The organism is Pseudomonas sp. MF09150, from assembly GCF_059862355.1.
The window spans coordinates 41,326-64,796 of the sequence record NZ_JCBCUS010000014.1 but is presented as its reverse complement, the minus strand read 5'-3'; the positions used below and the strand labels follow the sequence as shown (position 1 = coordinate 64,796).

Here is a 23,471-nt window from a genome sequence, read left to right as displayed (position 1 = left end):
GGGCTACTTGTGATAAGGGTGCCCGGACAGGACTGTCCAGGCGCGATACAGCTGTTCACCGATGAGGATGCGTACCAGCGGATGGGGCAAGGTCAGCGGCGACAGCGACCAGCGCTGATCCGCCCGCGCACAGACTTCCGGCGCCAGCCCTTCCGGGCCGCCAACCATGAAATTGACCGTGCGCGAATCGAGCCGCCAGCGGTCCAGTTCTACCGCCAGTTGCTCGGTGCTCCAGGGCTTGCCGTGCACCTCGAGGGTGACAATCCGCTCATTGGGGCCGACCTTGGCCAACATGGCTTCGCCTTCCTGACGGATAAAGCGTGCCACGTCGGCGTTCTTGCCCCGGGTATTGAGCGGTATTTCCACCAGTTCCAGCGCCAGCTCGGACGGCAAGCGCTTGGCATATTCATGCCAGCCCTCTTCCACCCACTTGGGCATGCGTGAACCGACAGCGATCAGACGCAGGCGCACAGCCGTTCCTTATTCCTGGTCTTTGTTGAGCTTGTTGAAATGCTCGTGACCCACTTCCGGGCTGTGGTGCTTGCCATCGGCGGCACGGCTCTGCTCGGCGCCTTTCCACAGGCGCTCCAGGTCGTAGAACTGACGGGCGTTGGAGGTCATCATGTGAACGATCACGTCGTCCATGTCCAACAACACCCAGTCGCTGTCGCCCTTGCCTTCTTCACCCAGCGGCTTGACGCCCAGGGCCTTCACGGCTTCGCGAACCTTGTCCAGCATCGCGCCGATCTGACGGTTGGAGGTACCGGTGGCGATGATCATGTAGTCAGTGATGCTTTGCTTGTCACGCACATCGATGACCAGCACGTCCTGGGCCTTGACGTCTTCCAGGGCCGCTACGGCAACCTTGACCAGCTCTTCGCCCTTGAGGGGCTCGCCGATGATGACTTTTTCAGGCAGCGGGGCACTCTTGAACGTGCCTTTGCGCTTAACTTTGTTTACGTCGTTGTTCGTCATATAAAACTCGTTTTGCTCGTATGTTCGGGCGCTTCAATACACGACTATTCGTGCCTTCAAGCGCGCCTTTTCAGTTCGACGCACGGTAAAGCCCGTGCGCATCGATGTAGGCCAGGACCGCGTCAGGCACCAGGAAACGTACCGACTTACCGCTGGCCAGCAGTTGACGGATCTGGGTGGCAGACACCGCAAGCGGGGTCTGCCAGACGAATGCAATATTCCCGCTTGGCCCGGTCAGGGCCAAGGGGTCACTTACCGACCGCGCTGCCAGCAGGTTGCGCAAGGCATCCGGCGGTTCGCTGTCGGCATCCGGGCGTTGCAGCACCAGGATGTGGCAATGCTGGAGTAACTCCTCCCAGCGATGCCAGGTGGGCAGGCCGCAAAAAGCGTCCCAGCCCAGTAGCAGAAACAACTGGTCATCCGCGGCCAACTCGGCCCGCATCAGTTCCAGGGTGTCGATGGTGTAGGACGGTTTGTCCCGTTTCAGCTCACGGTCGTCCACCACCAACGGTGATACCCCCGTGACCGCGCACTCGACCATCGCCAGACGGTCCAACGCCGACACCTGCGGCGTGTTGCGATGAGGCGGCCTGGCACTGGGTGTCAGGCGCAATTCATCAAGAGTCAGCGATTCGGCCACTTCCAGCGCACCGCGCAAATGGCCGATATGCACCGGGTCGAACGTCCCGCCGAGTACGCCAATGCGTCTGGGCCGGGGTTCGCTGACGGGCAGAACGGCTGGCTGGCCAAGGTCGCCCAAGTCAGACCGACTCCTGTCCACGCAACTGGCCATCACCGACCACGATGTATTTCTCGCAGGTCAAGCCTTCGAGACCTACCGGGCCGCGGGCGTGCAGCTTATCAGTAGAAATGCCAATCTCCGCACCCAATCCGTATTCAAAGCCATCGGCGAAGCAGGTCGGGGTGTTGATCATCACCGAACTGGAGTCGACCTCAGCTACAAAACGCCGGGCTTCACCCTGGTGTTCAGTGACAATCGAGTCCGTGTGGTGCGAGCCGTAATGGTTGATGTGCTCAATGGCCTGGCCCAGGTCGTCCACCACGCGGATCGACAGAATCGGTGCCAGGTACTCGGTATTCCAGTCTTCTTCGGTTGCAGCAATCACGTCGATGATGGCCTGAGTACGCTCGCAACCCCGCAACTCGACACCCTTCTCGCGGAACTGCGCAGCCATCGCCGGCAAGAAATCGGCAGCCACCGCTTGATCCACCAGCAGGGTTTCCATCGCGCCGCAGATGCCATATCGGTAGGTCTTGGCGTTGAAGGCAATGCGCTGGGCCTTGGCCAGGTCCGCGTGAGCACCGACATAAACGTGGCAGATGCCGTCCAGATGCTTGATCACCGGCACGCGGGCGTCACGGCTAACGCGTTCGATCAGGCCCTTGCCACCGCGCGGTACGATCACGTCGACGTATTCCGGCATGGTGATCAAGGCACCGACAGCCGCCCGGTCGGTCACTTCGACCACCTGGACCACGGCCGCCGGCAAGCCGGCTTCGGCCAGGCCGCGCTGGATGCACAGGGCGATGGCGCGATTGGAGTGGATGGCCTCGGAGCCGCCACGCAGGATGGTCGCGTTACCCGACTTCAGGCACAGGCTCGCGGCATCGATGGTCACATTCGGCCGTGATTCGTAAATAATGCCAACCACACCCAGCGGCACGCGCATTTTGCCGACCTGGATACCCGAAGGCCGGTAGCTCATATCGCGGATCGCGCCCACCGGGTCCGGCAGGCTCGCCACCTGGCGCAGACCGACGATCATGCCGTCGATACGGGCCGGGGTCAGTGCCAGGCGTTCAAGCATGGCCGGTTCCAGACCATTGGCCCGACCGGCAGCCAGGTCCTGCTCGTTGGCAGCGGTCAGTTCTGGCCGAGCGGCGTCCAAAGCAGCGGCGGCAGCATTCAGCGCACGGTTTTTCTGCGCAGTGCTGGCACGGCCGATGACACGCGAAGCTTCGCGGGCAGCGCGACCCAAACGGGTCATGTAGTCAAGAACGGACTCAGTCATGGTCTGGTGTGGTCTTGGCAAAGAGGAAAGCGGCAGATTATAGCTGTCGCATCGGCCCACGGACAGCGGTCACGGGCGGATGGTCAAAATGGAGGGCAAATAGCGCGCGTTAAGCATGAGTTAAGGCTGATGTTGATATCATTGCGTCACATTTCTCGTCGCCCACCGTTGCCACCATGTCCATTCTGACCAACGCAGACCTGCCCAACGCCCTGCCTGACAGCTTCTTCGACCGTGATGCGCAACTGCTGGCCCGCGAACTGCTGGGCAAAATCATCCGGCATAAAGTCGACGGCCTGTGGTTATCGGCGCGCATTATCGAGACCGAAGCCTATTACTGCGAGGAAAAAGGCAGCCACGCCTCCCTCGGCTACACAGAAAAGCGTAAAGCTTTGTTTCTGGATGGCGGCCACATCTACATGTATTACGCCCGCGGCGGCGATTCGCTGAATTTCAGCGCCCAGGGCCCGGGCAACGCGGTGCTGATAAAATCGGCCTACCCCTGGGTCGACGCGGTCTCTGGCCCGGCCAGCCTGGCGCAAATGCTGCTCAACAACCCCGATGCCAGTGGCCGCCCCCGCCCCTCGCAAAAGCTGTGCGCCGGCCAGACCCTGCTGTGCAAGGCGCTGGGCTTGAAAGTCCCAATCTGGGATGCCAAGCGCTTTGATCAGGAGCTGCTGTTTGTCGAAGATGTCGGCACCCCGGTTGGACAGATTATCCAGACCACCCGCCTGGGCATTCCCCACGGCCGCGACGAGCATTTGATGTACCGCTTCGTCGATGCGTCCTACGCGCCTTATTGCACACGGAACCCCTTGCGGCGCGGCCAAGTCGAAGGACGCGATTACTTTCTGCTCGACTGAAATCCCGCAGCAACGAACCTGCCCGCGGTAGCGCTATCGCGATCTGGCGCGCTTCTGCGTTCAATGTGCACATGACGGAGTTGACTTTATGGGCCCATGGCTCGATGGCATGACCACCTGGTTGACGGCCAACCCGCAGTGGCTGGCCGCCGCGGTATTTATTGTGGCCTGTGTCGAGTGCCTGGCGATTGCCGGCCTGATCGTGCCCGGCACGGTGCTGCTATTCGCGATTGCCGTGCTGGCGGGCAACGGCGCGTTGTCCCTGGGCGAAACCTTGCTGCTGGGGTTTCTCGGGGGGCTGCTGGGCGACGTCGTTTCCTACCTGCTCGGCAGACATTTTCACCAGAGCATTCGTCGACTGCCCGGGCTGCGCCAACACCCGCAATGGATCAGCGGCGCCGAAGCGTATTTTCAGCGTTATGGCATCGCCAGCCTGCTGGTGGGTCGTTTTATCGGGCCGTTGCGGCCGATGCTGCCGATGGTCGCCGGCATGTTCGACATGCCCTTCCCCCGCTTTATTGCCGTCAGCCTGCTGGCCGCTGCCGGCTGGACCGTTGCCTACCTACTGCCCGGCTGGGCCACCGGCGCCGCGATACGCCTGCCGCTGCCCGAGGGTTTCTGGCCCGAGGCGGGAGTCGTGGTCGGCAGCATCGCCGTGCTGGTGGGCCTGAGCATTACCAGCAGCCTGCGTCGACACCGCAATGCCACCTTGATCATGAGTGTGATGAGCCTGGTGATCCTGGCCGGGCTGTTTATCGGCTACCCCTACCTGATCCAGTTCGATCAGGGCCTGATTGCCTTGGTGCAGGAGCATCGCAGCGCCTCCCTGGACCGGATCATGGTGATGGTCACGCAGATCGGCGAGTTCCGCACCATGTTCATCATCAGCGGCGTGCTCACCCTGCTGCTGTTGATTGCTCGCCAATGGCGGCAGGCGATTTTCGCCGGCGCCACGCTGATGTGCACCGCTCTGGCCAACACCGGGAGCAAGTGGTTCTTCGCCCGGGTCCGCCCCGAGGTGCTGACCGATCCACTGACCAGCTACAGCATGCCCAGCGGGCATTCTTCCGGCGCCTTTGCCTTGTTCCTGACCCTGGCGGTACTTGCCGGGCGCGGCCAGCCACCCAGGATGCGCCTGACCTGGCTGCTGCTGGGCTGCCTGCCGGCCGCTTCGATCGCCTTGTCGCGGGTCTACCTCGGGGCGCATTGGCCGACCGATATTCTGGCCGGCGCGATGCTCGCGACCTGCGTCTGTGCCGCCAGCCTGGCCCTGAGCCAGCGTCAGACGCCTTTGCCAGCAATGCCAGCCAGGGTCTGGTGGCTGGTGCTGCCGAGCATGATTGCGCTGTGCGCATTCATGGCCATGCGGCACCTGCCCCACGCCCTGCTGCGCTACGCCTATTGAGGAAATCCACTAGAGAGTGGTGGCAAGGGCCGTCACGCTGAACTTGCAGCCCAACATTCAGAGATCAGGCGAAAAGCTCGCCCTGCAACTCATCCAACAGCGCCTGGATCGCATCCAGGCGTTGCTGCGGATCATCCAGTTGCAGCAGGTCCAGCTTGTCCAGCTCTGAAAATGGCAGCAGATAGGCCAACTGGTTCGCCAGCGACTGCTGGCCGGTGGCTTCCGTGCCCATGTTCAAGGCCTCGACCATCGGATGCTCGGCCAGCGCCTTGAGCAAGGCGATCAGGTCGGCGTCCTCATCCTGCAACGGTTGCTCCGGAGCCTCGTCGAGCCACTCGACCTGGGCGACCACCAGTTGGTCCTTCTGCACCTCGCTGCTGAGCACCCGAAAACGCCGCCCACCCTTGACCCGAATGCCCAGCAGGCCATTGTCCTGCTGATGAAAATCGGTGATCAACGCTTCGCAGCCGATCAGCGCATAACCTTCCGGCACGTTGCCGACCTCCTCGCCTTCGAGGATGCAGACCACGCCAAAACCACTGCCCTGTTTCATGCAGCGGCCGATCATGTCCAGGTAGCGCGCCTCGAAAATCTGCAGATCGAGGATGCACTGCGGAAACAGCACGGTATTCAGCGGAAAAAGCGCCAGGCTCATAAAAAATCCTTAAACCACCAACGACACCGCCAGCGGCAGGAATACCGCCGTGGCCACGCCCATCAGACTCATCGCCAGCGCCGCAAAGGCACCGCACTCTTCGTTTTCCTGCAAGGCCACCGAGGTGCCCACGGCATGCGCCGTCATGCCCAGGGCCATGCCGCGCGCCTCGGGACTATGGACACCCAGGCGATTCAAAATGCTCGGGCCGAAAATAGCCCCGATGACCCCGGTGATCAGCACGAACACCGCCGCCAGGGCCGCCACACCACCGATCTGCTCGGCCACCAGCATGGCAATCGGCGAAGTCACCGACTTGGGCGCCATGGTCATCAAGATCATGTGCTCGGCGCCAAACCACCATCCCAGCAATACGCCAAGGCCGGTAGCGACCACGCCACCCACCACCAGCGTAGTAAATATCGGCCAGAACAATTGCCGGATCCGCCGCAGATTCAGATAAAGCGGCACAGCCAGCGCCACCGTGGCCGGGCCCAGCAGAATACTCAGGATCTCGGTGCTCTTACGGTACTCGGCGTACGTCAGGCCACAGCCCAGCAGCACGCCGATGACCAGCAGCATCGACACCAGCACCGGCTGCAGAAAGATCCAGCGGGTTTTCTCGAACGCCGCCAGCACCAGTTGATAAGCCCCCAGGGTAATGCCGATGCCAAACAACGGGTGGTGGATCACGGCCGCCCAGGCACCTTGCCAGTCGAACGTCATTGCCCTTCCTCCCGCCGCGCCTGGCGCTTGACCAGCTTCTGCATCAGCACGCCGACAAAGGCCATGGAAATCACCAGGGACAGCACCAGTGCACCGACAATCGCCCAGAAATCAGCGGCAATGTCTTTGGCGTAGACCATCACGCCCACGGCCGGCGGCACCAGCAACAACGGCAGGTAACGCAGCAGGCTGCTGGCCGCGAGGCTCAGGGGCTCCCCGACTTCGCCCCGTGCAATCAGGAAGATCAGCATCAGCAGCAGGCCGACGATAGGCCCCGGCAGTATCGGCAGAAACAGATGATTGATCGCCGTGCCGAGCAATTGGAACAGCACCAGCCATGTCAGACCGCGTAACAACATCCCCACTCTCCAGCAAAAACGCGTCGCGCATTATAAGCACGCAAGGGCTATGGACCGGCATTCGCCAAAAGCATGGATGGTTGACCCAAGCAATTGGCCATGATGATCTAAAGTGGTTGTCAGGGCACCGCCCCCACCTCGTGAAAAACTATAAAACCGATAAACCAAGGAGAGTCTCAATGCCCTACGTTCCTGTTGCAGAGCTCAAAGATTATGTCGGGAAGGAACTCGGACGTTCCGAATGGCTCACCATCGACCAAGAGCGCATCAACCTGTTTGCCGAGGCGACTGGCGATTTCCAGTTTATCCACGTCGATCCGGTCAAGGCTGCGCAAACCCCCTTTGGCGGCACCATCGCCCATGGTTTCCTCTCGCTGTCACTGATTCCCAAGCTGATGGAAGACATCCTGGTGTTGCCTGAAGGCCTGAAGATGGTGGTCAACTACGGCCTGGACAGCGTGCGCTTCATCCAGCCGGTCAAGGTCAACTCCAAGGTGCGACTCAAGGTCGACCTCACCGAAGTCACCGAAAAGAAACCCGGCCAGTGGTTGCTCAAGGCCACCGCCACCCTGGAAATCGAAGGCCAGGAAAAACCCGCCTATATCGCCGAGCCACTGTCGCTCTGCTTCGTCTGAAACACCGCTGATGCGAAACAGCTCACGCTGTTTCGCACGGCCTCTCTATATATAAGCCACATGGCTACGGCATACTCGGTCCCATAATTACCCGGATCCCGCTATGCGCCCACTTGTACCCCTGGTTTTGACCCTGTTGCTCGCCGCCTGCGGAGACGGCGAATCGCTGCTGCCGCCCGACGCCCGGCTGCCCGACGGCGGACGCTATCGGGGCGACGTGGTCAACGGCCTGCTGCAGGGCCAGGGGCGCATCGACTATCCCAACGGCAGCTGGTACGCGGGACAATTCGAAAATGGCCAATGGCATGGCAACGGCGAATGGCATGGCAGCAACGGCGAGGTCTATCGCGGCCAGTTCCAGCAAGGCCTGTTCCACGGCCAGGGCAGCCTGACCACCCAGGACAGCAGTTACACCGGCGGTTTCAAGTTTGGCCGCCGCGATGGTGAAGGCACCCTCAAAGAGGGTGGCATGACCTACCGTGGCGAGTTCAAGGCCGACCTTTATTCCGGCCTGGGGCGCTTGGAGCTGGAGGACGGCAGCCAATACCAGGGCCAGTTCGCCCACGGCAAGCCCAATGGCGAAGGCCAGCGCAGCGACGCCAGCGGCAATCAGTTCAGCGGCCACTTCGTCAATGGCCAGCTCGAAGGCAACGGCACTTTCAACAGTGCCGAGGGCGACATCTACGTCGGCGGCTTCAAGCAGAACCAGTTGCACGGCAAGGGGCGTTACGAAAACGCGGATGGCGACGTGTGGATCGGCCAGTTCAAAGAAGGCGCCCTGAGCGGCAAAGGTGAACTGATAGGCGTCGACGGCAGCCACTATGTCGGGCAATTCAGCGATTGGCGCTTCAGCGGCCAGGGTCGTCTCAACCTCAGCGACGGCAGTTTTTATATCGGCGGTTTCGACAGCGACAGCTACCAGGGCCACGGGGTGCTGGTATTGCGTGACGGCACCGTGCAAAGCGGCGATTGGATCAACGGCCTGCGCGTGCGCGATGCCAGCGGCAAATTGCTGCCGGACCCACTGGAGCTCGGCTTGCTGGCCCAGGGGCGTCTGCTCGAACAAGCGTTGACCAACGTTCCCGCCTCGACACCGGCGATAGAGCTGTACAGCCTGACACTGGCCGGTGACGGCAAGCAAAGCGTGTTCCTGCGCGAAGCCGACTACGTCAGCAACATGCTCGCCAGCCGTTTCGGTGCCTACGGCCAGATCCGCCTGGTCAACCACCGCGACCACCTGGCCGACCGGCCCATGGCCACCCGGGAGAGCCTGCACCGCTCGGCCCAGACCCTGGCCGAACGCAGCGGCCCGGAAGACCTTGTTTTCATCTACCTGACCAGCCACGGCACCAGCGCCCACGAACTGGTGCTCGATCAGCCGCGTCTGGAGCTGGCCGACCTGCCGGCCGATGAGCTGGCGACGGCCCTGGCCCCGCTGAAGAACCGCGACAAAATCATCGTGATCTCGGCCTGTTACTCCGGCGGCTTTATCCCGGCGCTCAAGGACGAACGCACGCTGATCATGACCGCCTCGCAGGCCGACCGAGTGTCCTTCGGCTGCTCGGAGGAAGCGGATTTCACCTACTTTGGCGATGCGCTGTTCGCCCAGGCGCTGAACCAGACCGATGATCTGGAGCAGGCCTTCAAACTGGCCCGGGCCAACGTCGCCGAACGCGAGCAGGCCGATAATTTCGAAGCCTCGGAACCGCAGATCTGGGCGCCCAAGGGGGTCTTGGCGCACTGGCAACAATTGCGAAAACAGCAGGCACGAAAAGCGCTGCAAAGTGTCTCAATCAACAGCAAGGAAGCAAAGAGCAACTAAGCTGAAACAGTATCAAGGGGGAAACACTATGTACTTGACGCCTCAGCATATCCTGCTCGCTGGAGCCACCGGCCTGACTGGCGAACACCTGCTTGATCGCCTGCTCAACGAACCCACCGTGACCCGCGTTCTGGCACCCAGCCGCCGCCCGTTGAGCGAGCATCCGCACCTGGAAAACCCGGTGGGCGACCCGGCTGTATTTTTGCCGCAACTCACAGGCCAGGTCGACATCGCCTTCTGCTGCCTGGGCACCACCATCAAGCAGGCCGGCTCGGAACAGGCGTTTCGTGCCGTGGACCTGGATATGGTGGTGGCCTTTGCCAAGCGCGCGCGGGAAATGGGCGCGCGGCACCTGATCGTGATCAGCGCCGTGGGGGCCGACGCCCAGTCTTCGATCTTCTACAACCGGGTCAAGGGCGAAATGGAGCAGGCGCTCCAAGCCCAGGATTGGCCGCAACTGACCATCTGCCGCCCTTCGCTGCTGCTGGGCGAGCGCCTTGAGCCACGCCTGGCGGAACAACTGGCCGGCCCCTTGTCCAAACTGATTCCCGGCAAGTACCGCGGTATCGAAGCCTGCCAGCTGGCTCGTGCCATGTGGCGCCTGGCCCTGGAAGAACAGGACGGGGTTCGGGTGGTTGAGTCCGACGAGTTACGCAAGCTGGGCAAATAGAACCGGGCTGGCGCGGCACTCCAGCAAGCGCCGCTACAGCCCGCCGGTAGCCTGGAACCCCACACCCAACACCGTCAGGACCGACAACGGCAACAGCAGCGTGTCGAGCACAGCGCTGGCGGGCAGGTCAACACCGGGATAGCTCGGCGCCTCGGCCCCAAAACGGTCCATGGCGCAGCAGCCACCCTGCATCGCGTACAAATCCAGGCGGGTTCCCGAGTACACCACCGGCGCTCCCGGCTGGGCGGCATTGAGAGTGCGCGCGGTGGCGCAACCACCCAGTTGCAGGGCGATCAACGCCACCAGCAACGCCCTACTCATCACTGCTCAAATGGTGCTCGCCCCAGCGCGGCAGCATGTCCTGGGGAATGTTCAGCAGGTTGAGAATCCGCGCCACCACAAAATCCACCAGGTCATCGATGGTCTGCGGCTGGTGATAAAAGCCCGGCGACGCCGGCAGAATGGTCACGCCCATGTTCGACAGCTTGAGCATGTTCTCCAGATGAATACTCGAGTACGGCGCCTCGCGTGGCACCAGAATCAACTGGCGACGCTCCTTGAGCGTGACATCGGCCGCACGCTCGATCAGGTTGTTGCAGGCACCCGTGGCAATGGCCGACAGGGTTCCGGTCGAGCACGGCACCACCACCATCGCCGCCGGCGAGCCGGAGCCCGAGGCCACGGGCGACATCCAGTCTTCCTTGCCATAGACCCGGATCTGCCCCGCCGCCGCACCGGTGTACTCGGTGAGGAAGGCTTGCATCATCTGCGTCTTGGGCGGCAGCGAGACGTCGGTTTCGGTGGCCATGACCAATTGCGCGGCCTTGGAGATCAGAAAGTGCACTTCCCGATCCTCACGGACCAGGCAATCGAGCAGGCGCAAGCCGTACTGGGCGCCCGAGGCGCCCGTCATGGCCAGGGTGATACGTTCCGGACCGTTGTTCATTGCAGGGCCTCAGCCAGTTTGCCGTGCAGGCCGCCAAAACCGCCGTTGCTCATGATCACCACGTGAGTACCGGGTTTGGCCTGGCTCTTCACGCGCTCGATGATGCCTTCCAGCGAGTCACTGACAATGGCCGGCACCGAGCACAGCGCGGCGGTCGCGCCCAGGTCCCAGCCGAGATTGGCGGGGGCATACCAGATCACCTGGTCGGCCTGGTTGACGCTTTCCGGCAGGCCATCACGGTGGGCACCCAACTTCATCGAATTGGAGCGCGGTTCGATGATGGCGATCAGCGGAGCATCACCAATGCGTTTGCGCAGGCCGTCCAAGGTGGTGGCGATGGCCGTAGGATGGTGGGCGAAGTCGTCGTAAATGGTCACGCCCTGTACTTCGGCGACCTTTTCCATGCGCCGCTTGACGCTTTTGAACGCACTCAACCCGTCGATGCCCATGGACGGCACCACGCCCACATGACGCGCCGCTGCCAGGGTGGCCAAGGCATTGGCGACGTTGTGTTGGCCAGTCATGTCCCACTCGACCACGCCTTGAACCACACCTTCAAACAGCACTTCGAAGCGCGAGCCGTCTTCGCTGAGAAGCCTGGCTTGCCATTGGCCACCCGCGCCGGTGGTCTGCACCGGGGTCCAGCAGCCCATGTCGATCACTCGCTGCAAGGCCGGCTCGGTGGTCGGATGGATCACCAGGCCTTCGCTGGGAATGGTACGCACCAGGTGGTGGAACTGCCGCTCGATGGCCGGCAGATCGGGGAAGATGTCCGCATGATCAAACTCAAGGTTATTGAGGATCGCGGTGCGCGGGCCGTAGTGGACGAACTTGGAGCGTTTGTCGAAGAAGGCGCTGTCGTACTCATCGGCCTCGATCACGAAAAAGGGTGTGTCACCCAAACGGGCCGAGACTGCGAAATTCTGCGGCACACCGCCAATCAGAAAACCCGGGCTCATGCCCGCGTGCTCCAGCACCCAGGCCAGCATGCTGCTGGTGGTGGTTTTGCCATGGGTGCCGGCGACCGCCAGTACCCAGCGACCTCGCAGGACATGCTCGGCCAGCCATTGCGGGCCGGAGACGTAGGGCAGGCCTTTGTTCAGCACATATTCCACTGCCGGGTTACCGCGGGACATGGCATTGCCGATGACCACCAGGTCTGGCGCCGGGTCGAGCTGCGCCGGGTCGTAACCCTGGGTCAACTCGATGCCCTGGGCCTCGAGCTGGGTGCTCATGGGTGGATAGACGTTGGCATCGGAACCGGTCACACGATGGCCCAACTCCTTGGCCAGAACCGCCATTGAACCCATGAAAGTGCCGCAAATACCGAGAATATGAATGTGCATAGTCGACCTCGTAAACATCGCGGCAGGTTAGCGTAGAGGGCTGCAATTCGCACTCTTTAGCTGCCGAGCAGATCGAACGCCGCAGCTTATGGCCTTAGCTGTAGCCGCTTGTCCTCCCCGAGGTATCCCCTACGGCGTGCTAGCGGGCGATGCCATGTTTGCGCAGCTTTCTATACAGGGTGTTGCGGCTGACGCCCAATTGCTCGGCAGTGTGGGTCATGTGCCAGCGCTGTTGCTCCAGGACGTTGAGCAGCGCCAAGCGCTCGGCATCATCCAGCGGGTGCTGCGAAATATCCTCGACCGTGGCCACCACGGGGGCCGGACGGCTGTGACGGATAACTGCCGGCAGATCTTCGAGGACGATCCGCCCATCCTCGCAAAGCGCCGCCAGTGTCCGCAGTACATTGCGCAACTGGCGCACGTTGCCCGGCCAATGAAAGTCCAGCAACGCCTGGCGCGCCGCCGCATCCAGCAGCACCGCCTGCTCACCGGCCTCTTCAGCCAGGAGAAAGTCCAGCAACTGGGATTTGTCACTGCGCTGGCGCAACGCCGGCAAGCCGATTTCCAGGCCATTGAGGCGGTAGTACAAGTCCTCGCGAAAACTGCCGTTGTGCACCCGCTCCAGCAGGTCGCGGTGGGTGGCGCTGATGATCCGCACGTTCACCGCCTGGGGCTCGCCGCCAATGGGCACCACCATCCGGTCTTCCAGCACTCTTAACAGGCGAGTCTGCATGGCCAGGGGCATGTCGCCGATCTCATCGAGAAACAACGTGCCGCCATCGGCCTGTTGCAACTTGCCGCGCATGCCTTCCTTGCGAGCGCCGGTAAAGCTGCCGCCGCGATAGCCGAACAACTCGCTCTCGATCAGGCTTTCCGGAATCGCCGCGCAATTGAGCGCGACAAAGGCTTTTTCCGCACGCTGGCTGGCGTGGTGCACGGCCTTGGCGAAGGCCTCTTTGCCGGAGCCGGTTTCGCCGTTGATCAGCAAGGGCACATCGCGCTCGAAAACCCTCAGGGCCTTGCGAAAATCGTTCTGCAGCGCCGCATCACCCAGGCATATGCCCGGCAGCCGCGGGCGTTCGAGCACAGGGGCCGGCATCACCACCGGCTGCGGCACCGCGCGCGGCTGGCCACGCAGCAGGGCGAACAGGTTGCGCCCATCACGGCTGCGCAATGGCCAACTGGCGCTGGCATTGACGCTGGCCCGGCTCAGTAACTCATCGAGCGAACAATCAAAAAACGACTCCACCGGTTTCCCCAGCAAACCGCCACGAACATGCCCCAACAGGTTCAGCGCGCTCTGATTCACCGCACTGATCCGCCCATCACCGTCGAACGCCAGCAGCCCTTCGCTGAACAGTCCCACGGACTCGGCCTGCAAATGAAAACGCAGCAACCACTGATTGTCGAAATAACGCAGGAAATAACAGCTCTCGATCATCTTCGCCGAAAGGTTGACCAGGGCCATGGTGTGGAATTGGCTTTGCCGCGAGACATCCTGGCGTGCCGACGATACATCGAGCACTGCCAGCAGCTCGCCATGAGGGTCGAACACCGGGCTGGCGGAACAGGTCAGGCCCGTGTGCCGCCCGCGAAAGTGCTCATCCTGATGGATGGTCAGCGCCTGACGCTCCACCAGGCAGGTGCCGATACCGTTGGTGCCTTCGCAGGCTTCGCTCCAGTCAGCGCCCAGCCACAGGCCGGCGCGCTCGAAGATTTTGCGCTCGGTGGGCGCGGTAATGCAGTTGAGGATGACCCCGCGCGCATCGGTCAACAGCACCGCATGGCCGGCACCGGACAATTGCTGATGCAGGCTGGCCATCTCGCTGCCGGCGATCTGCAGCACTTGCTGCAGGCGCTCGCGACTTTCCAGGACCCGCCCCTGCTCGAGCACGGTCGGCGCCATGGCCTGGGCCGGGTCGAGGTGGTAATCCTCAAGGCAACGCAGCCACGAGCGGGCGATCGACGGGTCGCTGCCCGGGCCCTGCAAGCGGGCCTTGCCCTGGGTAACGGTCAGCACTTGCTGGGCGTGCCGGGTCAGATGATTACTGCTATGCATTTCTTATTATTCTCCTGCTGCGCTGTCACGCTCAGACGGAACCACCTCTGGCCGCTGCCGCAAGATGGCTGAAAGCCCCTGGACCCGTTCGCAACCAGGCAGCAGCGACAGACGGGACGGGTGAATTTCACAAGCAAACCAGCATCCTCCTGCGGCGGATTCATTGCAATGCCGACTCGACTGATGAGTCACAGGTTGTGCCATACAGGTGACAAACTGTCACTCACCGCTGTGCCATATCCGTCACAGCCCGCCGCCAATTGCCTGTCGAAACACGACAAAACCCTTGATTCTGCGGGCCTGCAACACGCTGGCCCGACCTTTGCTCTAGGCTTAACAAGCGCAACAGCGCGTCCTCCCCTATAAGCACAAAAGCCAGGAGATACCCACCATGCGTTACGCACACCCCGGTACTGAAGGCGCTATCGTTTCGTTCAAGGCCAAGTACGGCAACTACATCGGCGGTGAGTTTGTCGCTCCGGTCGATGGCAACTACTTCACCAATACTTCGCCAGTCAACGGCAAGGCCATCGCCGAATTCCCGCGCTCCACCGCCAAAGACATCGACAAGGCCCTGGACGCTGCCCACGCTGCCGCCGACGCCTGGGGCAAGACCTCGGCCCAGGACCGCTCCCTGGTCCTGCTGAAAATCGCCGACCGCATCGAACAGAACCTCGAACTGCTGGCCATCACCGAAACCTGGGACAACGGCAAGGCCGTGCGTGAAACCCTCAACGCCGACATTCCATTGGCCGCCGACCACTTCCGCTACTTCGCGGGCTGCATTCGCGCCCAGGAAGGCACCAGCGCCGAAATCAACGAGCACACCGCCGCCTACCACTTCCATGAACCCCTGGGCGTGGTCGGGCAGATCATCCCGTGGAACTTCCCGCTGCTGATGGCCGCCTGGAAACTCGCCCCGGCCCTGGCCGCCGGCAACTGCGTGGTGCTCAAGCCCGCCGAGCAAACCCCGCTGGGCATCAGCGTGCTGATGGAGCTGATCGGCGACCTGCTGCCGCCAGGCGTGCTCAACGTGGTACACGGTTTTGGCAAGGAAGCGGGCGAAGCCCTGGCCACCAGCAAGCGCATCGCCAAGATCGCCTTCACCGGTTCCACTCCGGTGGGCTCGCACATCATGAAATGCGCCGCCGAGAACATCATCCCGTCCACCGTGGAACTGGGCGGCAAATCGCCGAACATCTTCTTCGCCGACATCATGAAGGCCGAGCCGCAGTTCATTGAAAAGGCCGCTGAAGGCCTGGTGCTGGCGTTCTTCAACCAGGGCGAAGTCTGCACCTGCCCATCCCGGGCCCTGGTGGAAGAGTCGATCTACGACGACTTCATGAAAGTGGTGATGAAGAAGGTCGAGCAGATCAAGCGCGGCGACCCGCTGGACACCGACACCATGGTCGGCGCCCAGGCCTCCGAGCAACAATTCGACAAAATCCTGTCCTACCTGGAAATCGCCAAGCAGGAAGGCGCGCAACTGCTCACCGGCGGCAAGGTAGAAAAACTCACCGGCGACCTGGCAACCGGCTATTACATCCAGCCGACCCTGCTCAAGGGCACCAACGATATGCGCGTGTTCCAGGAAGAAATCTTCGGCCCGGTGGTGAGCATCACCACCTTCAAGGACGAAGCCGAAGCCCTGGCGATTGCCAACGACACCGAGTTCGGCCTCGGCGCCGGCCTCTGGACCCGCGACATCAACCGCGCCTACCGCATGGGCCGGGCGATCAAGGCCGGTCGCGTCTGGACCAACTGCTACCACCTGTACCCGGCGCACGCCGCATTCGGCGGTTACAAGAAATCCGGTGTCGGCCGTGAAACCCACAAGATGATGCTCGATCACTACCAGCAGACCAAAAACCTGCTGGTGAGCTACGACATCAACCCGCTGGGCTTCTTCTGATCCACGCCCCCCCGGCGACCCAGGTCGCCGGGGGTTCCGGCCCGCCAGGGCCTGAAGCGCCCCTCCATCCTCCATCCGTTTCGGCGTCCACGACTGGCCGAGAGGAATGCTGCTGTCAAAAATTCCCGATTGGCCTCGCATCGGGCTGTCGTGCTGAAAGTCCACGCGGCTTTTAAAGAACAATAAGAACAAGGAACAACCTAATGGATCAGATCGGCAACTACGTGCTCTACCTCATCATGCTCTGCGCCGTGCTCGGGGCATTCGCCGCGATTTACGACAGCGACCGAGGGCTGGGCAAAGAATTCATGGAGGGCATCCACGCCACCGGGTACATCTTCGTACCGGCCGCCGGGATCATGGCCTCCATCCCCTACCTCACGGTGGTGATCGAAAGCGTTTTCGGCCCGTTCTTCAACTCCCTGGGCGCCGACCCGGCGCTGGCGGCGACCATGATCATCGCCTCGGACATGGGCGGCTATCAGTTGGCTTCGGCCCTGGCGGCCAGCAAGGAAGCGCTGGTGATGGCCCTGATCACCGGTTTCATGGGCGGCGCCACCATCGTCTTCTCGATTCCCATGGGCCTGGCGATGCTCGACAAGCGCGACCATAAATACATGGCGCTGGGAATCATGTCCGGGATCCTGACCATCCCCATCGGCGTACTGATCGCCAGCGTGATCCTGGCGTTCAGCAACCCACTGGTGCGCGACCTGGTGACCACCAATGGCGAAGCCGGTTATCAATTGGCCCTGGGCATGGGCAGTATTTTTGCCAACCTGCTGCCGATCCTGATCTTCGTCGTGGCCCTGGCCGTCGGCCTGCGCTTTCTGCCGGACATGATGATCAAGGGCTTCATCATTTTCGGCCGGGCCATGGACGCGGCGATCAAGCTGGTGCTGGTGTTTTCCATCGTCGAATACTTCACCGGGGTGTTCTCGCTGGTATTCGGCGGCTGGGGCTTCCATCCGATCATCGCCGACGCCGAGGACCAGACCCGCGCCCTGGAAACCGCCGGCTACATCGGCATCATGCTGGCCGGGGCCTTCCCCATGGTCTACCTGTTGCGCAAATACCTGGGCAAGCCCCTGGAAAACCTCGGCAGCAAGGTTGGCCTGAGCGCCGTCGGCAGTGCCGGCATGCTGGCGACCATCGCCAATATCCTGGCCATGTTCCGCCTGGTGCGCTTCATGCCGCCCAAAGACAAAGTGATCAACATCGCCTTTGGTGTGTGCGCGGCCTTTCTGCTGGGCGACCACCTGTCGTTCACCGCCAACTTCCAACCGACCATCATCCTCCCGGTGCTGATCGGCAAAATCAGCGCCGGATTCATCGCCGTGGGCCTGGCTTACTGGTTATCGGTGCCCAAGGCCCTGGAGTTGGAAGCCCAGGATCGCGCTGCCGGGATCATCGCCGAAGGCGAATACCTGGGCGACGCCGAGCCCGAGGCCCCGCTGCCCGCCGGACACAAGGCCACCGCCTGAGGACGGCCCGCAACACCGGCTTGTACGTACACGGGCAAGCGCCTGGAACAGCGGTCGAAAAAGGTGGCATTCTGACAACTGCCACCCCCACGACAACGCACCTTCATCGTTGAAACGGAGACAGAGATGGCCAGTTTTTCCCATACCGTCGGCCCCCAGACCTATCGCTTCGATAGCCTCAAGGAGGTCATGGCCAAGGCCAGCCCGGCGCGTTCCGGAGACTTCCTGGCCGGGGTCGCGGCCCTGAACGACGGCGAACGGGTCGCCGCGCAGATGACCCTGGCGGACATCCCCTTGAAACACTTCCTGCAGGAAGTGCTGATTCCCTACGAGTCCGATGAAGTCACCCGGCTGATCATCGACACCCACGACCAACAGGCCTTCGCCACGGTCAGCCACCTGACCGTGGGTGGTTTTCGCGACTGGCTGCTCAGCGATGCCGCCGACGAAACCAGCCTGCGCGCCCTGGCCCCAGGCCTGACTCCGGAAATGGCTGCCGCGGTGTCGAAGATCATGCGCGTGCAGGACCTGGTGCTGGTGGCGCAGAAGATCCGTGTGGTCACGCGCTTTCGCAACACCGTAGGGCTGCGCGGGCGGATGTCGACCCGCCTGCAGCCCAACCACCCCACCGACGAACCGGCGGGCATCGCCGCCAGCGTGCTCGACGGCCTGCTGTACGGCAACGGCGACGCCATGATCGGCATCAACCCGGCCACCGACAGCATTGCCTCGATCTGCGCCATGCTGGAAATGCTCGACGCCATCATCCAGCGTTATGAAATTCCGACCCAGGCCTGCGTCCTGACCCACGTCACCACCTCCATCGAGGCGATCAACCGGGGCGTGCCGCTGGACCTGGTGTTCCAGTCGATTGCCGGCACCGAGGCGGCCAACGCCAGTTTCGGCATCAACCTTAATGTGTTGCAGGAAGGCTACGACGCCGGCTTGAGCCTGAACCGCGGCACCCTGGGACAAAACCTGATGTATTTCGAAACCGGCCAGGGCAGCGCCCTGTCGGCCAACGCCCACTTCGGCATTGACCAGCAGACCTGCGAAACCCGCGCCTATGCCGTGGCCCGGCATTTCAAGCCGTTCCTGGTCAACACCGTGGTCGGTTTTATCGGGCCGGAATACCTGTACAACGGCAAGCAGATCATCCGCGCCGGCCTGGAGGATCACTTCTGCGGCAAGCTGCTGGGCGTGCCCATGGGCTGCGACATCTGCTACACCAACCACGCCGAAGCCGACCAGGACGATATGGACACCCTGCTGACCCTGCTGGGGGTGGCCGGAATCAACTTCATCATGGGCATCCCCGGCTCCGACGACATCATGCTCAACTACCAGACCACCTCCTTTCACGACGCGCTCTACGCCCGGCAGACCCTGGGCCTGAAGCCGGCCCCGGAGTTCGAGCAATGGCTGGCGCACACCGGAATCTTCACCCAAGCCGATGGCAAGGTGCATTTCGGCAATAACCTGCCACCGGCCTTCCGCCAGGCGCTGGCGCAATTGGGATAAGCGAGACACTTATGGACAAGCACCCCACCGACAGCCAGAACCCCTGGCTGGAACTGCGCCGCCTGACCCCGGCCCGCATCGCCCTGGGCCGCACCGGCACCAGCATGCCAACCGGCGCCCAACTGGATTTCCAGTACGCCCACGCCCAGGCTCGCGATGCCGTGCACCTGCCCTTCGACCATGCCGGGCTCAGCAGCCAGCTGGCCGAGCGCGGGCGTGACAGCCTGTTGCTGCACAGCGCAGCCGTCGATCGCCACAGCTACCTGCAACGCCCCGACCTGGGGCGACGTCTGAGTGATGAGTCGGCACAAACCCTGCGCGATTACGCCAGCGCCAACCCCGGCGGAGTCGACCTGGCAGTGGTGGTGGCCGATGGGCTTTCGGCGCTGGCGGTGCATCGCCATACCTTGCCGTTCCTGGCGCGAATGGAAGAGCAGACCAACGCCGAAGGCTGGTCGCTGTCGCCGGTGATTCTGGTGGAACAGGGCCGGGTCGCGGTAGCCGATGAAATCGGCCAACTGCTGGGCGCGAAAATGGTGGTGATCCTGATCGGCGAGCGCCCGGGCCTGAGTTCACCGGACAGCCTGGGTCTGTACTTCACCTACCAGCCCAAGGTCGGGCTGACCGACGCCTACCGCAACTGCATCTCCAACGTGCGCCTGGAGGGCCTGAGCTACGGCATGGCCGCCCACCGCCTGCTGTACCTGATGCGCGAGGCATGCCGGCGGCAGTTGTCGGGGGTCAACCTCAAGGATGAAGCCCAGGTGCAAACCCTGGAGTCGGACACACCGGAGAACATGAAGGGCAATTTCCTGTTGAGCCCACCCGAAGCGTGATTTTCAAGACGATTGCGCTTTTTTCCAGCTTTAGGCAGCATCCGAACACGGCTGCCCCGAGTAATGAACCGTTTGCCGTCATATCCACTTGCTGTTGAGGCCTACCATGCGGATTACTCAAGCAACCCTGGAACACCTGGACCTGTTGACGCCGTTGTTCGTCAAATACCGCGAATTCTACGGCGCGCTGCCTTACCCGGACTCGTCCCGGGCCTTTCTGGAAAAACGCCTGCGCCGCAAGGAATCGGTGATTTACCTGGCGCTGTCCGATGACGACAACAAACTGCTCGGTTTCTGTCAGCTGTACCCCAGCTTCTCGTCCCTGTCCCTCAAGCGTGTATGGATCCTCAACGACATCTACGTCGCTGAAGACGCTCGGCGCCAACTGGTGGCCGACAACCTGATCCGCACCGCGAAGAAAATGGCCAAGGAAACCCACGCCGTGCGCATGCGCGTTTCCACCAGCAGCGATAACGAAGTGGCGCAGAAAACCTACGAGTCCATCGGCTTTCGCGAAGACACCGAGTTCAAGAACTACGTATTGCCCATCAGCGATGATTGATCCGCTCGACAGCGGCCTTCGGGCCGCTGTGGCATTTACCGAATTTCCCGCCTCTGCCCGCCGCCAAACGATGCCTGGCCCTCGAAACGCCCCGCTACAATCTCAACGCGCATTTCACAGTTCACACTTTATAATGCTGACCTTTTCGGCAAGTAAGAAACGTCTGCCCTCGCTGTAAGACCTTACCCCGAGTCATTGCACAGGTCCGCCGAGCCGGGCCGTCACCACAGGTGCCTCCATGGATTTCAACCCGATCGACCTCATCCTGCACCTCGACGTCTACCTCGACTTGCTGGTGACCAATTACGGCCCATGGATCTACGCCATTCTGTTCCTGGTGATCTTCTGCGAAACCGGCCTGGTGGTGATGCCCTTCCTGCCGGGAGATTCCCTGCTGTTCATTGCCGGCGCCGTGGCCGCGGGTGGCGGCATGGACCCGGTGCTGCTGGGCGGCCTGCTGATGCTGGCGGCGATCCTCGGCGACAGCACCAACTATGTCATCGGCCGAACAGCGGGCGAACGCCTGTTCAACAACCCGAACTCGAAGATCTTCCGCCGCGATTACCTGCAAAAGACCCACGATTTCTACGACAAGCATGGCGGCAAGACCGTGACCCTGGCGCGCTTCCTGCCAATCATCCGCACCTTTGCGCCGTTCGTCGCCGGCGTGGCGCGGATGCCTTACCCGCGCTTCTTCGGCTTCAGCGTGGCCGGCACCATCCTCTGGGTAGGCGGCCTGGTCACCCTGGGGTATTTCTTCGGTAACGTGCCCTTCATCAAGAAAAACCTGTCGTTGCTGGTGGTGGGCATCATTCTCCTGTCCCTGGTCCCGATGATCATCGGCGTGGCCCGCAGCCGCTTTGGCCGCTCGACGTCAAACGCCGAGCCGCGCTGACCGGCATGTGGTCCCTCAGTGCCTGGCGCCGCAAGCGCATCCTGGCCAAGCATCCGATTGCCGATGACACCTGGCATCGGGTGCGCCAGCACTTGCCCTTCCTCGATGGCATCACCCCGGCCGAAGACCAATGGCTGCGTGAAGCCAGCGTGCTGTTTCTCGATGAAAAACACCTGACCGCCCTCCCCGGCGTAGAACTGCATCAGGAACAGCGTCTGCTGCTGGCGGCCCAGGCCCAGCTGCCATTGCTACACCTGGGCGACCTCAACTGGTACCAAGGCTTCCATGAAATCGTCCTCTACCCGGACGACTTCCTCAGCCCCCAGCGCCATCGCGATGCCAGTGGAGTCGAGCACGAGTGGGACGGCGAACACAGCGGCGAAGCCTGGCAACAAGGGCCGATCATCCTGGCTTGGCCCGGAGTCCTGGCCAGCGGCGGCTGGGAAGCCTACAACCTGGTGATCCACGAACTGGCGCACAAGCTGGACATGCTCAACGGCGACGCCAACGGCCTGCCGCCGCTGCACAGCGATATGCGGGTCAGCGACTGGGCGCAGGTGATGCAAGAAGCCTACGACGACCTCGACCGCCAACTCGAGCAGAACCCGGACGCCGAAACCGCCATCGACCCCTACGCCGCGGAAAACCCAGCCGAGTTTTTTGCCGTCACCAGCGAATACTTCTTCAGCGCCCCGGATTTGCTCAACGAGGCCTATCCGAAAGTCTATGAACAGTTGCAGCTGTTTTACCGGCAGAATCCGCTCGCCAGGCTGCGGCAACTTCAGGCCGAAGATCCGGTCTATCAGCCACACGACTAAGCGTTGTACGACCCTTGGTACGTGGCATCGATAGCGGAGTGTGTCTATAATCGCCGCCACTTTTTGGTCAATCCGGCCAAGTCATTTGGTCATCTAACGGGGGCACCGCCCAATGAGCTACAGCAAGATTCCGGCTGGCAAAGACCTGCCGAACGACATCTACGTCGCGATCGAGATCCCGGCCAACCACGCGCCGATCAAGTACGAAATCGACAAAGACAGCGACTGCCTGTTCGTTGACCGTTTCATGGCAACCCCGATGTTCTACCCAGCCAACTACGGCTTTATCCCCAACACCCTGGCCGACGACGGTGACCCCCTCGACGTGCTGGTCGTGACCCCGTACCCAGTGACCCCAGGCTCGGTCATCCGCGCCCGTCCGGTGGGCATCCTGAACATGACCGACGACGGTGGTGGCGACGCCAAAGTCATCGCGGTACCACACGACAAGCTGTCCCAGCTGTACGTCGACGTGAAGGAATACACCGACCTGCCGCCACTGCTGCTGGAACAGATCAAGCACTTCTTCGAGAACTACAAAGACCTCGAAAAAGGCAAATGGGTGAAGATCGACGGTTGGGGCAACGCAGACGCAGCCCGTGCCGAGATCATGAAGTCGGTTGCAGCCTATAAAGGCTGAGAAGCAGCGCTAAGCTTCCAGTCGTAAGCTGCAAGGAAAAGCCCCGGTGATTCGGGGCTTTTTTGTGCATGCCAGAAACCCGGTGCCTGGGGCAGGTAAAATTCCGTTGCACTATTTTGGCTCTCGAGGCCTCTGGCCGGCCCTTCGCGCTGGGAATTTGCGGCAAATATGCGTATGCTGCGCCCCACATTTGCGCATCGGCCCTTCCGCGGTCAGATCGCACGACGAAGCGGATGATTTTCTCGCCAAGTCCCACAGCCAGCCGCAAGAGCTGGGTGTACGTTTTGAAGGCTGGTGCGGTTTACCAAA

Annotated in this window: 24 protein-coding genes; 13 read left to right on the top strand and 11 right to left on the bottom strand. The window is 62.1% G+C overall.

Translation table 11 applies throughout. The annotated features are described in order from the left end of the window. Positions 1–3 precede the first annotated feature (3 nt). The 4 genes from rlmH to AC19YX_RS32155 form a co-directional block, all read right to left on the bottom strand. Entirely contained in the window at positions 4–471 is a 468-nt protein-coding gene (gene rlmH / locus AC19YX_RS32170; RefSeq protein ID WP_003185785.1) for a 23S rRNA (pseudouridine(1915)-N(3))-methyltransferase RlmH, read from the bottom strand. 9 nt (positions 472–480) lie between these two features. Continuing rightward, positions 481–975, bottom strand: a complete 495-nt coding sequence (rsfS, locus tag AC19YX_RS32165) for a ribosome silencing factor (protein WP_078471645.1) — start codon at positions 973–975, stop codon at positions 481–483. A 70-nt stretch (positions 976–1,045) separates the two neighbouring features. Next, positions 1,046–1,768 carry a nicotinate-nucleotide adenylyltransferase gene (gene nadD / locus AC19YX_RS32160; protein WP_242487417.1) on the bottom strand — a complete coding sequence of 241 codons (723 nt, stop codon included), beginning with the start codon at positions 1,766–1,768 and terminating at the stop codon, positions 1,046–1,048. Next, a complete protein-coding gene (locus AC19YX_RS32155) occupies positions 1,737–3,008 on the bottom strand; it encodes a glutamate-5-semialdehyde dehydrogenase (protein WP_078471644.1) in 1,272 nt (423 codons plus the stop codon). The genes nadD and AC19YX_RS32155 overlap by 32 nt, the downstream gene beginning before the upstream one ends. Before the next feature lie 176 nt (positions 3,009–3,184). Here AC19YX_RS32155 and AC19YX_RS32150 point away from each other — a divergent pair, with 176 nt between their 5' ends. Both AC19YX_RS32150 and AC19YX_RS32145 read left to right on the top strand, forming a co-directional pair. After that, positions 3,185–3,871, top strand: coding sequence for a DNA-3-methyladenine glycosylase (locus tag AC19YX_RS32150; protein WP_201128160.1), 687 nt, complete (start codon positions 3,185–3,187; stop codon positions 3,869–3,871). Positions 3,872–3,959: 88 nt separating this feature from the next. After that, entirely contained in the window at positions 3,960–5,276 is a 1,317-nt protein-coding gene (locus AC19YX_RS32145) for a bifunctional DedA family/phosphatase PAP2 family protein (RefSeq protein WP_500607832.1), read from the top strand. Between the two features lie 64 nt (positions 5,277–5,340). On the opposite strand, the gene AC19YX_RS32140 is transcribed toward AC19YX_RS32145, so the two are convergent. From AC19YX_RS32140 to AC19YX_RS32130, 3 genes are read right to left on the bottom strand one after another with little or no spacing between them, the layout of a single operon-like run. Then, entirely contained in the window at positions 5,341–5,931 is a 591-nt protein-coding gene (locus AC19YX_RS32140) for an LON peptidase substrate-binding domain-containing protein (protein WP_078471641.1), read from the bottom strand. A gap of 9 nt (positions 5,932–5,940) precedes the next feature. Next, positions 5,941–6,657, bottom strand: coding sequence for an LrgB family protein (locus AC19YX_RS32135; protein ID WP_020295270.1), 717 nt, complete (start codon positions 6,655–6,657; stop codon positions 5,941–5,943). Then, entirely contained in the window at positions 6,654–7,016 is a 363-nt protein-coding gene (locus AC19YX_RS32130) for a CidA/LrgA family protein (RefSeq protein ID WP_078471640.1), read from the bottom strand. The genes AC19YX_RS32135 and AC19YX_RS32130 overlap by 4 nt, the downstream gene beginning before the upstream one ends. A gap of 179 nt (positions 7,017–7,195) precedes the next feature. Here AC19YX_RS32130 and AC19YX_RS32125 point away from each other — a divergent pair, with 179 nt between their 5' ends. From AC19YX_RS32125 to AC19YX_RS32115, 3 genes are all read left to right on the top strand, one after another. Then, positions 7,196–7,651: a MaoC family dehydratase gene (locus AC19YX_RS32125; protein ID WP_020295268.1), complete on the top strand. Its 456-nt coding sequence runs from the start codon at positions 7,196–7,198 to the stop codon at positions 7,649–7,651. Between the two features lie 103 nt (positions 7,652–7,754). After that, positions 7,755–9,473, top strand: coding sequence for a C13 family peptidase (locus AC19YX_RS32120; RefSeq protein WP_201128172.1), 1,719 nt, complete (start codon positions 7,755–7,757; stop codon positions 9,471–9,473). Between the two features lie 28 nt (positions 9,474–9,501). Further along, a complete protein-coding gene (locus AC19YX_RS32115) occupies positions 9,502–10,143 on the top strand; it encodes an oxidoreductase (RefSeq protein ID WP_078471637.1) in 642 nt (213 codons plus the stop codon). A 33-nt stretch (positions 10,144–10,176) separates the two neighbouring features. Here the strand turns inward: AC19YX_RS32115 and AC19YX_RS32110 are convergent, their stop codons facing one another. From AC19YX_RS32110 to AC19YX_RS32095, 4 genes are all read right to left on the bottom strand, one after another. Further along, positions 10,177–10,464, bottom strand: a complete 288-nt coding sequence (locus tag AC19YX_RS32110; RefSeq protein ID WP_078471636.1) for a YceK/YidQ family lipoprotein — start codon at positions 10,462–10,464, stop codon at positions 10,177–10,179. Beyond that, positions 10,457–11,089 carry a flavin prenyltransferase UbiX gene (gene ubiX, locus AC19YX_RS32105; protein ID WP_020295264.1) on the bottom strand — a complete coding sequence of 211 codons (633 nt, stop codon included), beginning with the start codon at positions 11,087–11,089 and terminating at the stop codon, positions 10,457–10,459. The genes AC19YX_RS32110 and ubiX overlap by 8 nt, the downstream gene beginning before the upstream one ends. Further along, positions 11,086–12,435, bottom strand: coding sequence for a UDP-N-acetylmuramate:L-alanyl-gamma-D-glutamyl-meso-diaminopimelate ligase (gene mpl / locus AC19YX_RS32100; RefSeq protein WP_078471635.1), 1,350 nt, complete (start codon positions 12,433–12,435; stop codon positions 11,086–11,088). Before mpl ends, ubiX begins: the two co-directional genes overlap by 4 nt. 139 nt (positions 12,436–12,574) lie before the next feature. Then, positions 12,575–14,494: a sigma-54-dependent Fis family transcriptional regulator gene (locus AC19YX_RS32095; RefSeq protein WP_500607831.1), complete on the bottom strand. Its 1,920-nt coding sequence runs from the start codon at positions 14,492–14,494 to the stop codon at positions 12,575–12,577. Between the two features lie 391 nt (positions 14,495–14,885). On the opposite strand from AC19YX_RS32095, the gene exaC reads away from it, so the two are divergent. From exaC to ppa, 8 genes are all read left to right on the top strand, one after another. Next, positions 14,886–16,406 (top strand): acetaldehyde dehydrogenase ExaC, encoded by a 1,521-nt coding sequence (exaC, locus tag AC19YX_RS32090; RefSeq protein WP_020295261.1) that lies wholly within the window; start codon positions 14,886–14,888, stop codon positions 16,404–16,406. A gap of 203 nt (positions 16,407–16,609) precedes the next feature. Then, on the top strand, positions 16,610–17,890 hold the full coding sequence (eutH, locus tag AC19YX_RS32085; protein ID WP_078471633.1) for an ethanolamine utilization protein EutH: 1,281 nt from the start codon (positions 16,610–16,612) through the stop codon (positions 17,888–17,890). Between the two features lie 126 nt (positions 17,891–18,016). Continuing rightward, positions 18,017–19,411, top strand: coding sequence for an ethanolamine ammonia-lyase subunit EutB (locus tag AC19YX_RS32080; protein WP_500607830.1), 1,395 nt, complete (start codon positions 18,017–18,019; stop codon positions 19,409–19,411). 11 nt (positions 19,412–19,422) lie between these two features. Further along, positions 19,423–20,247 (top strand): ethanolamine ammonia-lyase subunit EutC, encoded by an 825-nt coding sequence (gene eutC / locus AC19YX_RS32075; RefSeq protein ID WP_078471631.1) that lies wholly within the window; start codon positions 19,423–19,425, stop codon positions 20,245–20,247. 106 nt (positions 20,248–20,353) lie between these two features. Continuing rightward, positions 20,354–20,809, top strand: coding sequence for a GNAT family N-acetyltransferase (locus AC19YX_RS32070; RefSeq protein ID WP_020295257.1), 456 nt, complete (start codon positions 20,354–20,356; stop codon positions 20,807–20,809). A gap of 238 nt (positions 20,810–21,047) precedes the next feature. Beyond that, the gene (locus AC19YX_RS32065; RefSeq protein WP_020295256.1) at positions 21,048–21,704 is read left to right on the top strand and encodes a DedA family protein; all 657 of its coding nucleotides are present in this window, start codon (positions 21,048–21,050) and stop codon (positions 21,702–21,704) included. A 5-nt stretch (positions 21,705–21,709) separates the two neighbouring features. Next, positions 21,710–22,522, top strand: coding sequence for a M90 family metallopeptidase (locus tag AC19YX_RS32060; protein WP_500607829.1), 813 nt, complete (start codon positions 21,710–21,712; stop codon positions 22,520–22,522). Positions 22,523–22,634: 112 nt separating this feature from the next. Continuing rightward, positions 22,635–23,162, top strand: a complete 528-nt coding sequence (gene ppa / locus AC19YX_RS32055; protein WP_003176323.1) for an inorganic diphosphatase — start codon at positions 22,635–22,637, stop codon at positions 23,160–23,162. Positions 23,163–23,471 lie beyond the last annotated feature (309 nt).

Coding starts and splice junctions, on each gene's coding strand:
- AC19YX_RS32060 (WP_500607829.1), top strand. CDS start 21,710: ATGTGGTCCCTCAGTGCCTGGCGCCGCAAGCGCATCCTGGCCAAGCAT.
- nadD (WP_242487417.1), bottom strand. CDS start 1,768: ATGGCCAGTTGCGTGGACAGGAGTCGGTCTGACTTGGGCGACCTTGGC.
- AC19YX_RS32130 (WP_078471640.1), bottom strand. CDS start 7,016: ATGTTGTTACGCGGTCTGACATGGCTGGTGCTGTTCCAATTGCTCGGC.
- AC19YX_RS32135 (WP_020295270.1), bottom strand. CDS start 6,657: ATGACGTTCGACTGGCAAGGTGCCTGGGCGGCCGTGATCCACCACCCG.
- AC19YX_RS32070 (WP_020295257.1), top strand. CDS start 20,354: ATGCGGATTACTCAAGCAACCCTGGAACACCTGGACCTGTTGACGCCG.
- rsfS (WP_078471645.1), bottom strand. CDS start 975: ATGACGAACAACGACGTAAACAAAGTTAAGCGCAAAGGCACGTTCAAG.
- AC19YX_RS32145 (WP_500607832.1), top strand. CDS start 3,960: ATGGGCCCATGGCTCGATGGCATGACCACCTGGTTGACGGCCAACCCG.
- AC19YX_RS32065 (WP_020295256.1), top strand. CDS start 21,048: ATGGATTTCAACCCGATCGACCTCATCCTGCACCTCGACGTCTACCTC.
- exaC (WP_020295261.1), top strand. CDS start 14,886: ATGCGTTACGCACACCCCGGTACTGAAGGCGCTATCGTTTCGTTCAAG.
- AC19YX_RS32110 (WP_078471636.1), bottom strand. CDS start 10,464: ATGAGTAGGGCGTTGCTGGTGGCGTTGATCGCCCTGCAACTGGGTGGT.
- AC19YX_RS32125 (WP_020295268.1), top strand. CDS start 7,196: ATGCCCTACGTTCCTGTTGCAGAGCTCAAAGATTATGTCGGGAAGGAA.
- eutC (WP_078471631.1), top strand. CDS start 19,423: ATGGACAAGCACCCCACCGACAGCCAGAACCCCTGGCTGGAACTGCGC.
- AC19YX_RS32155 (WP_078471644.1), bottom strand. CDS start 3,008: ATGACTGAGTCCGTTCTTGACTACATGACCCGTTTGGGTCGCGCTGCC.
- AC19YX_RS32150 (WP_201128160.1), top strand. CDS start 3,185: ATGTCCATTCTGACCAACGCAGACCTGCCCAACGCCCTGCCTGACAGC.
- AC19YX_RS32080 (WP_500607830.1), top strand. CDS start 18,017: ATGGCCAGTTTTTCCCATACCGTCGGCCCCCAGACCTATCGCTTCGAT.
- AC19YX_RS32115 (WP_078471637.1), top strand. CDS start 9,502: ATGTACTTGACGCCTCAGCATATCCTGCTCGCTGGAGCCACCGGCCTG.
- AC19YX_RS32120 (WP_201128172.1), top strand. CDS start 7,755: ATGCGCCCACTTGTACCCCTGGTTTTGACCCTGTTGCTCGCCGCCTGC.
- mpl (WP_078471635.1), bottom strand. CDS start 12,435: ATGCACATTCATATTCTCGGTATTTGCGGCACTTTCATGGGTTCAATG.
- AC19YX_RS32095 (WP_500607831.1), bottom strand. CDS start 14,494: ATGCATAGCAGTAATCATCTGACCCGGCACGCCCAGCAAGTGCTGACC.
- ubiX (WP_020295264.1), bottom strand. CDS start 11,089: ATGAACAACGGTCCGGAACGTATCACCCTGGCCATGACGGGCGCCTCG.
- eutH (WP_078471633.1), top strand. CDS start 16,610: ATGGATCAGATCGGCAACTACGTGCTCTACCTCATCATGCTCTGCGCC.
- AC19YX_RS32140 (WP_078471641.1), bottom strand. CDS start 5,931: ATGAGCCTGGCGCTTTTTCCGCTGAATACCGTGCTGTTTCCGCAGTGC.
- ppa (WP_003176323.1), top strand. CDS start 22,635: ATGAGCTACAGCAAGATTCCGGCTGGCAAAGACCTGCCGAACGACATC.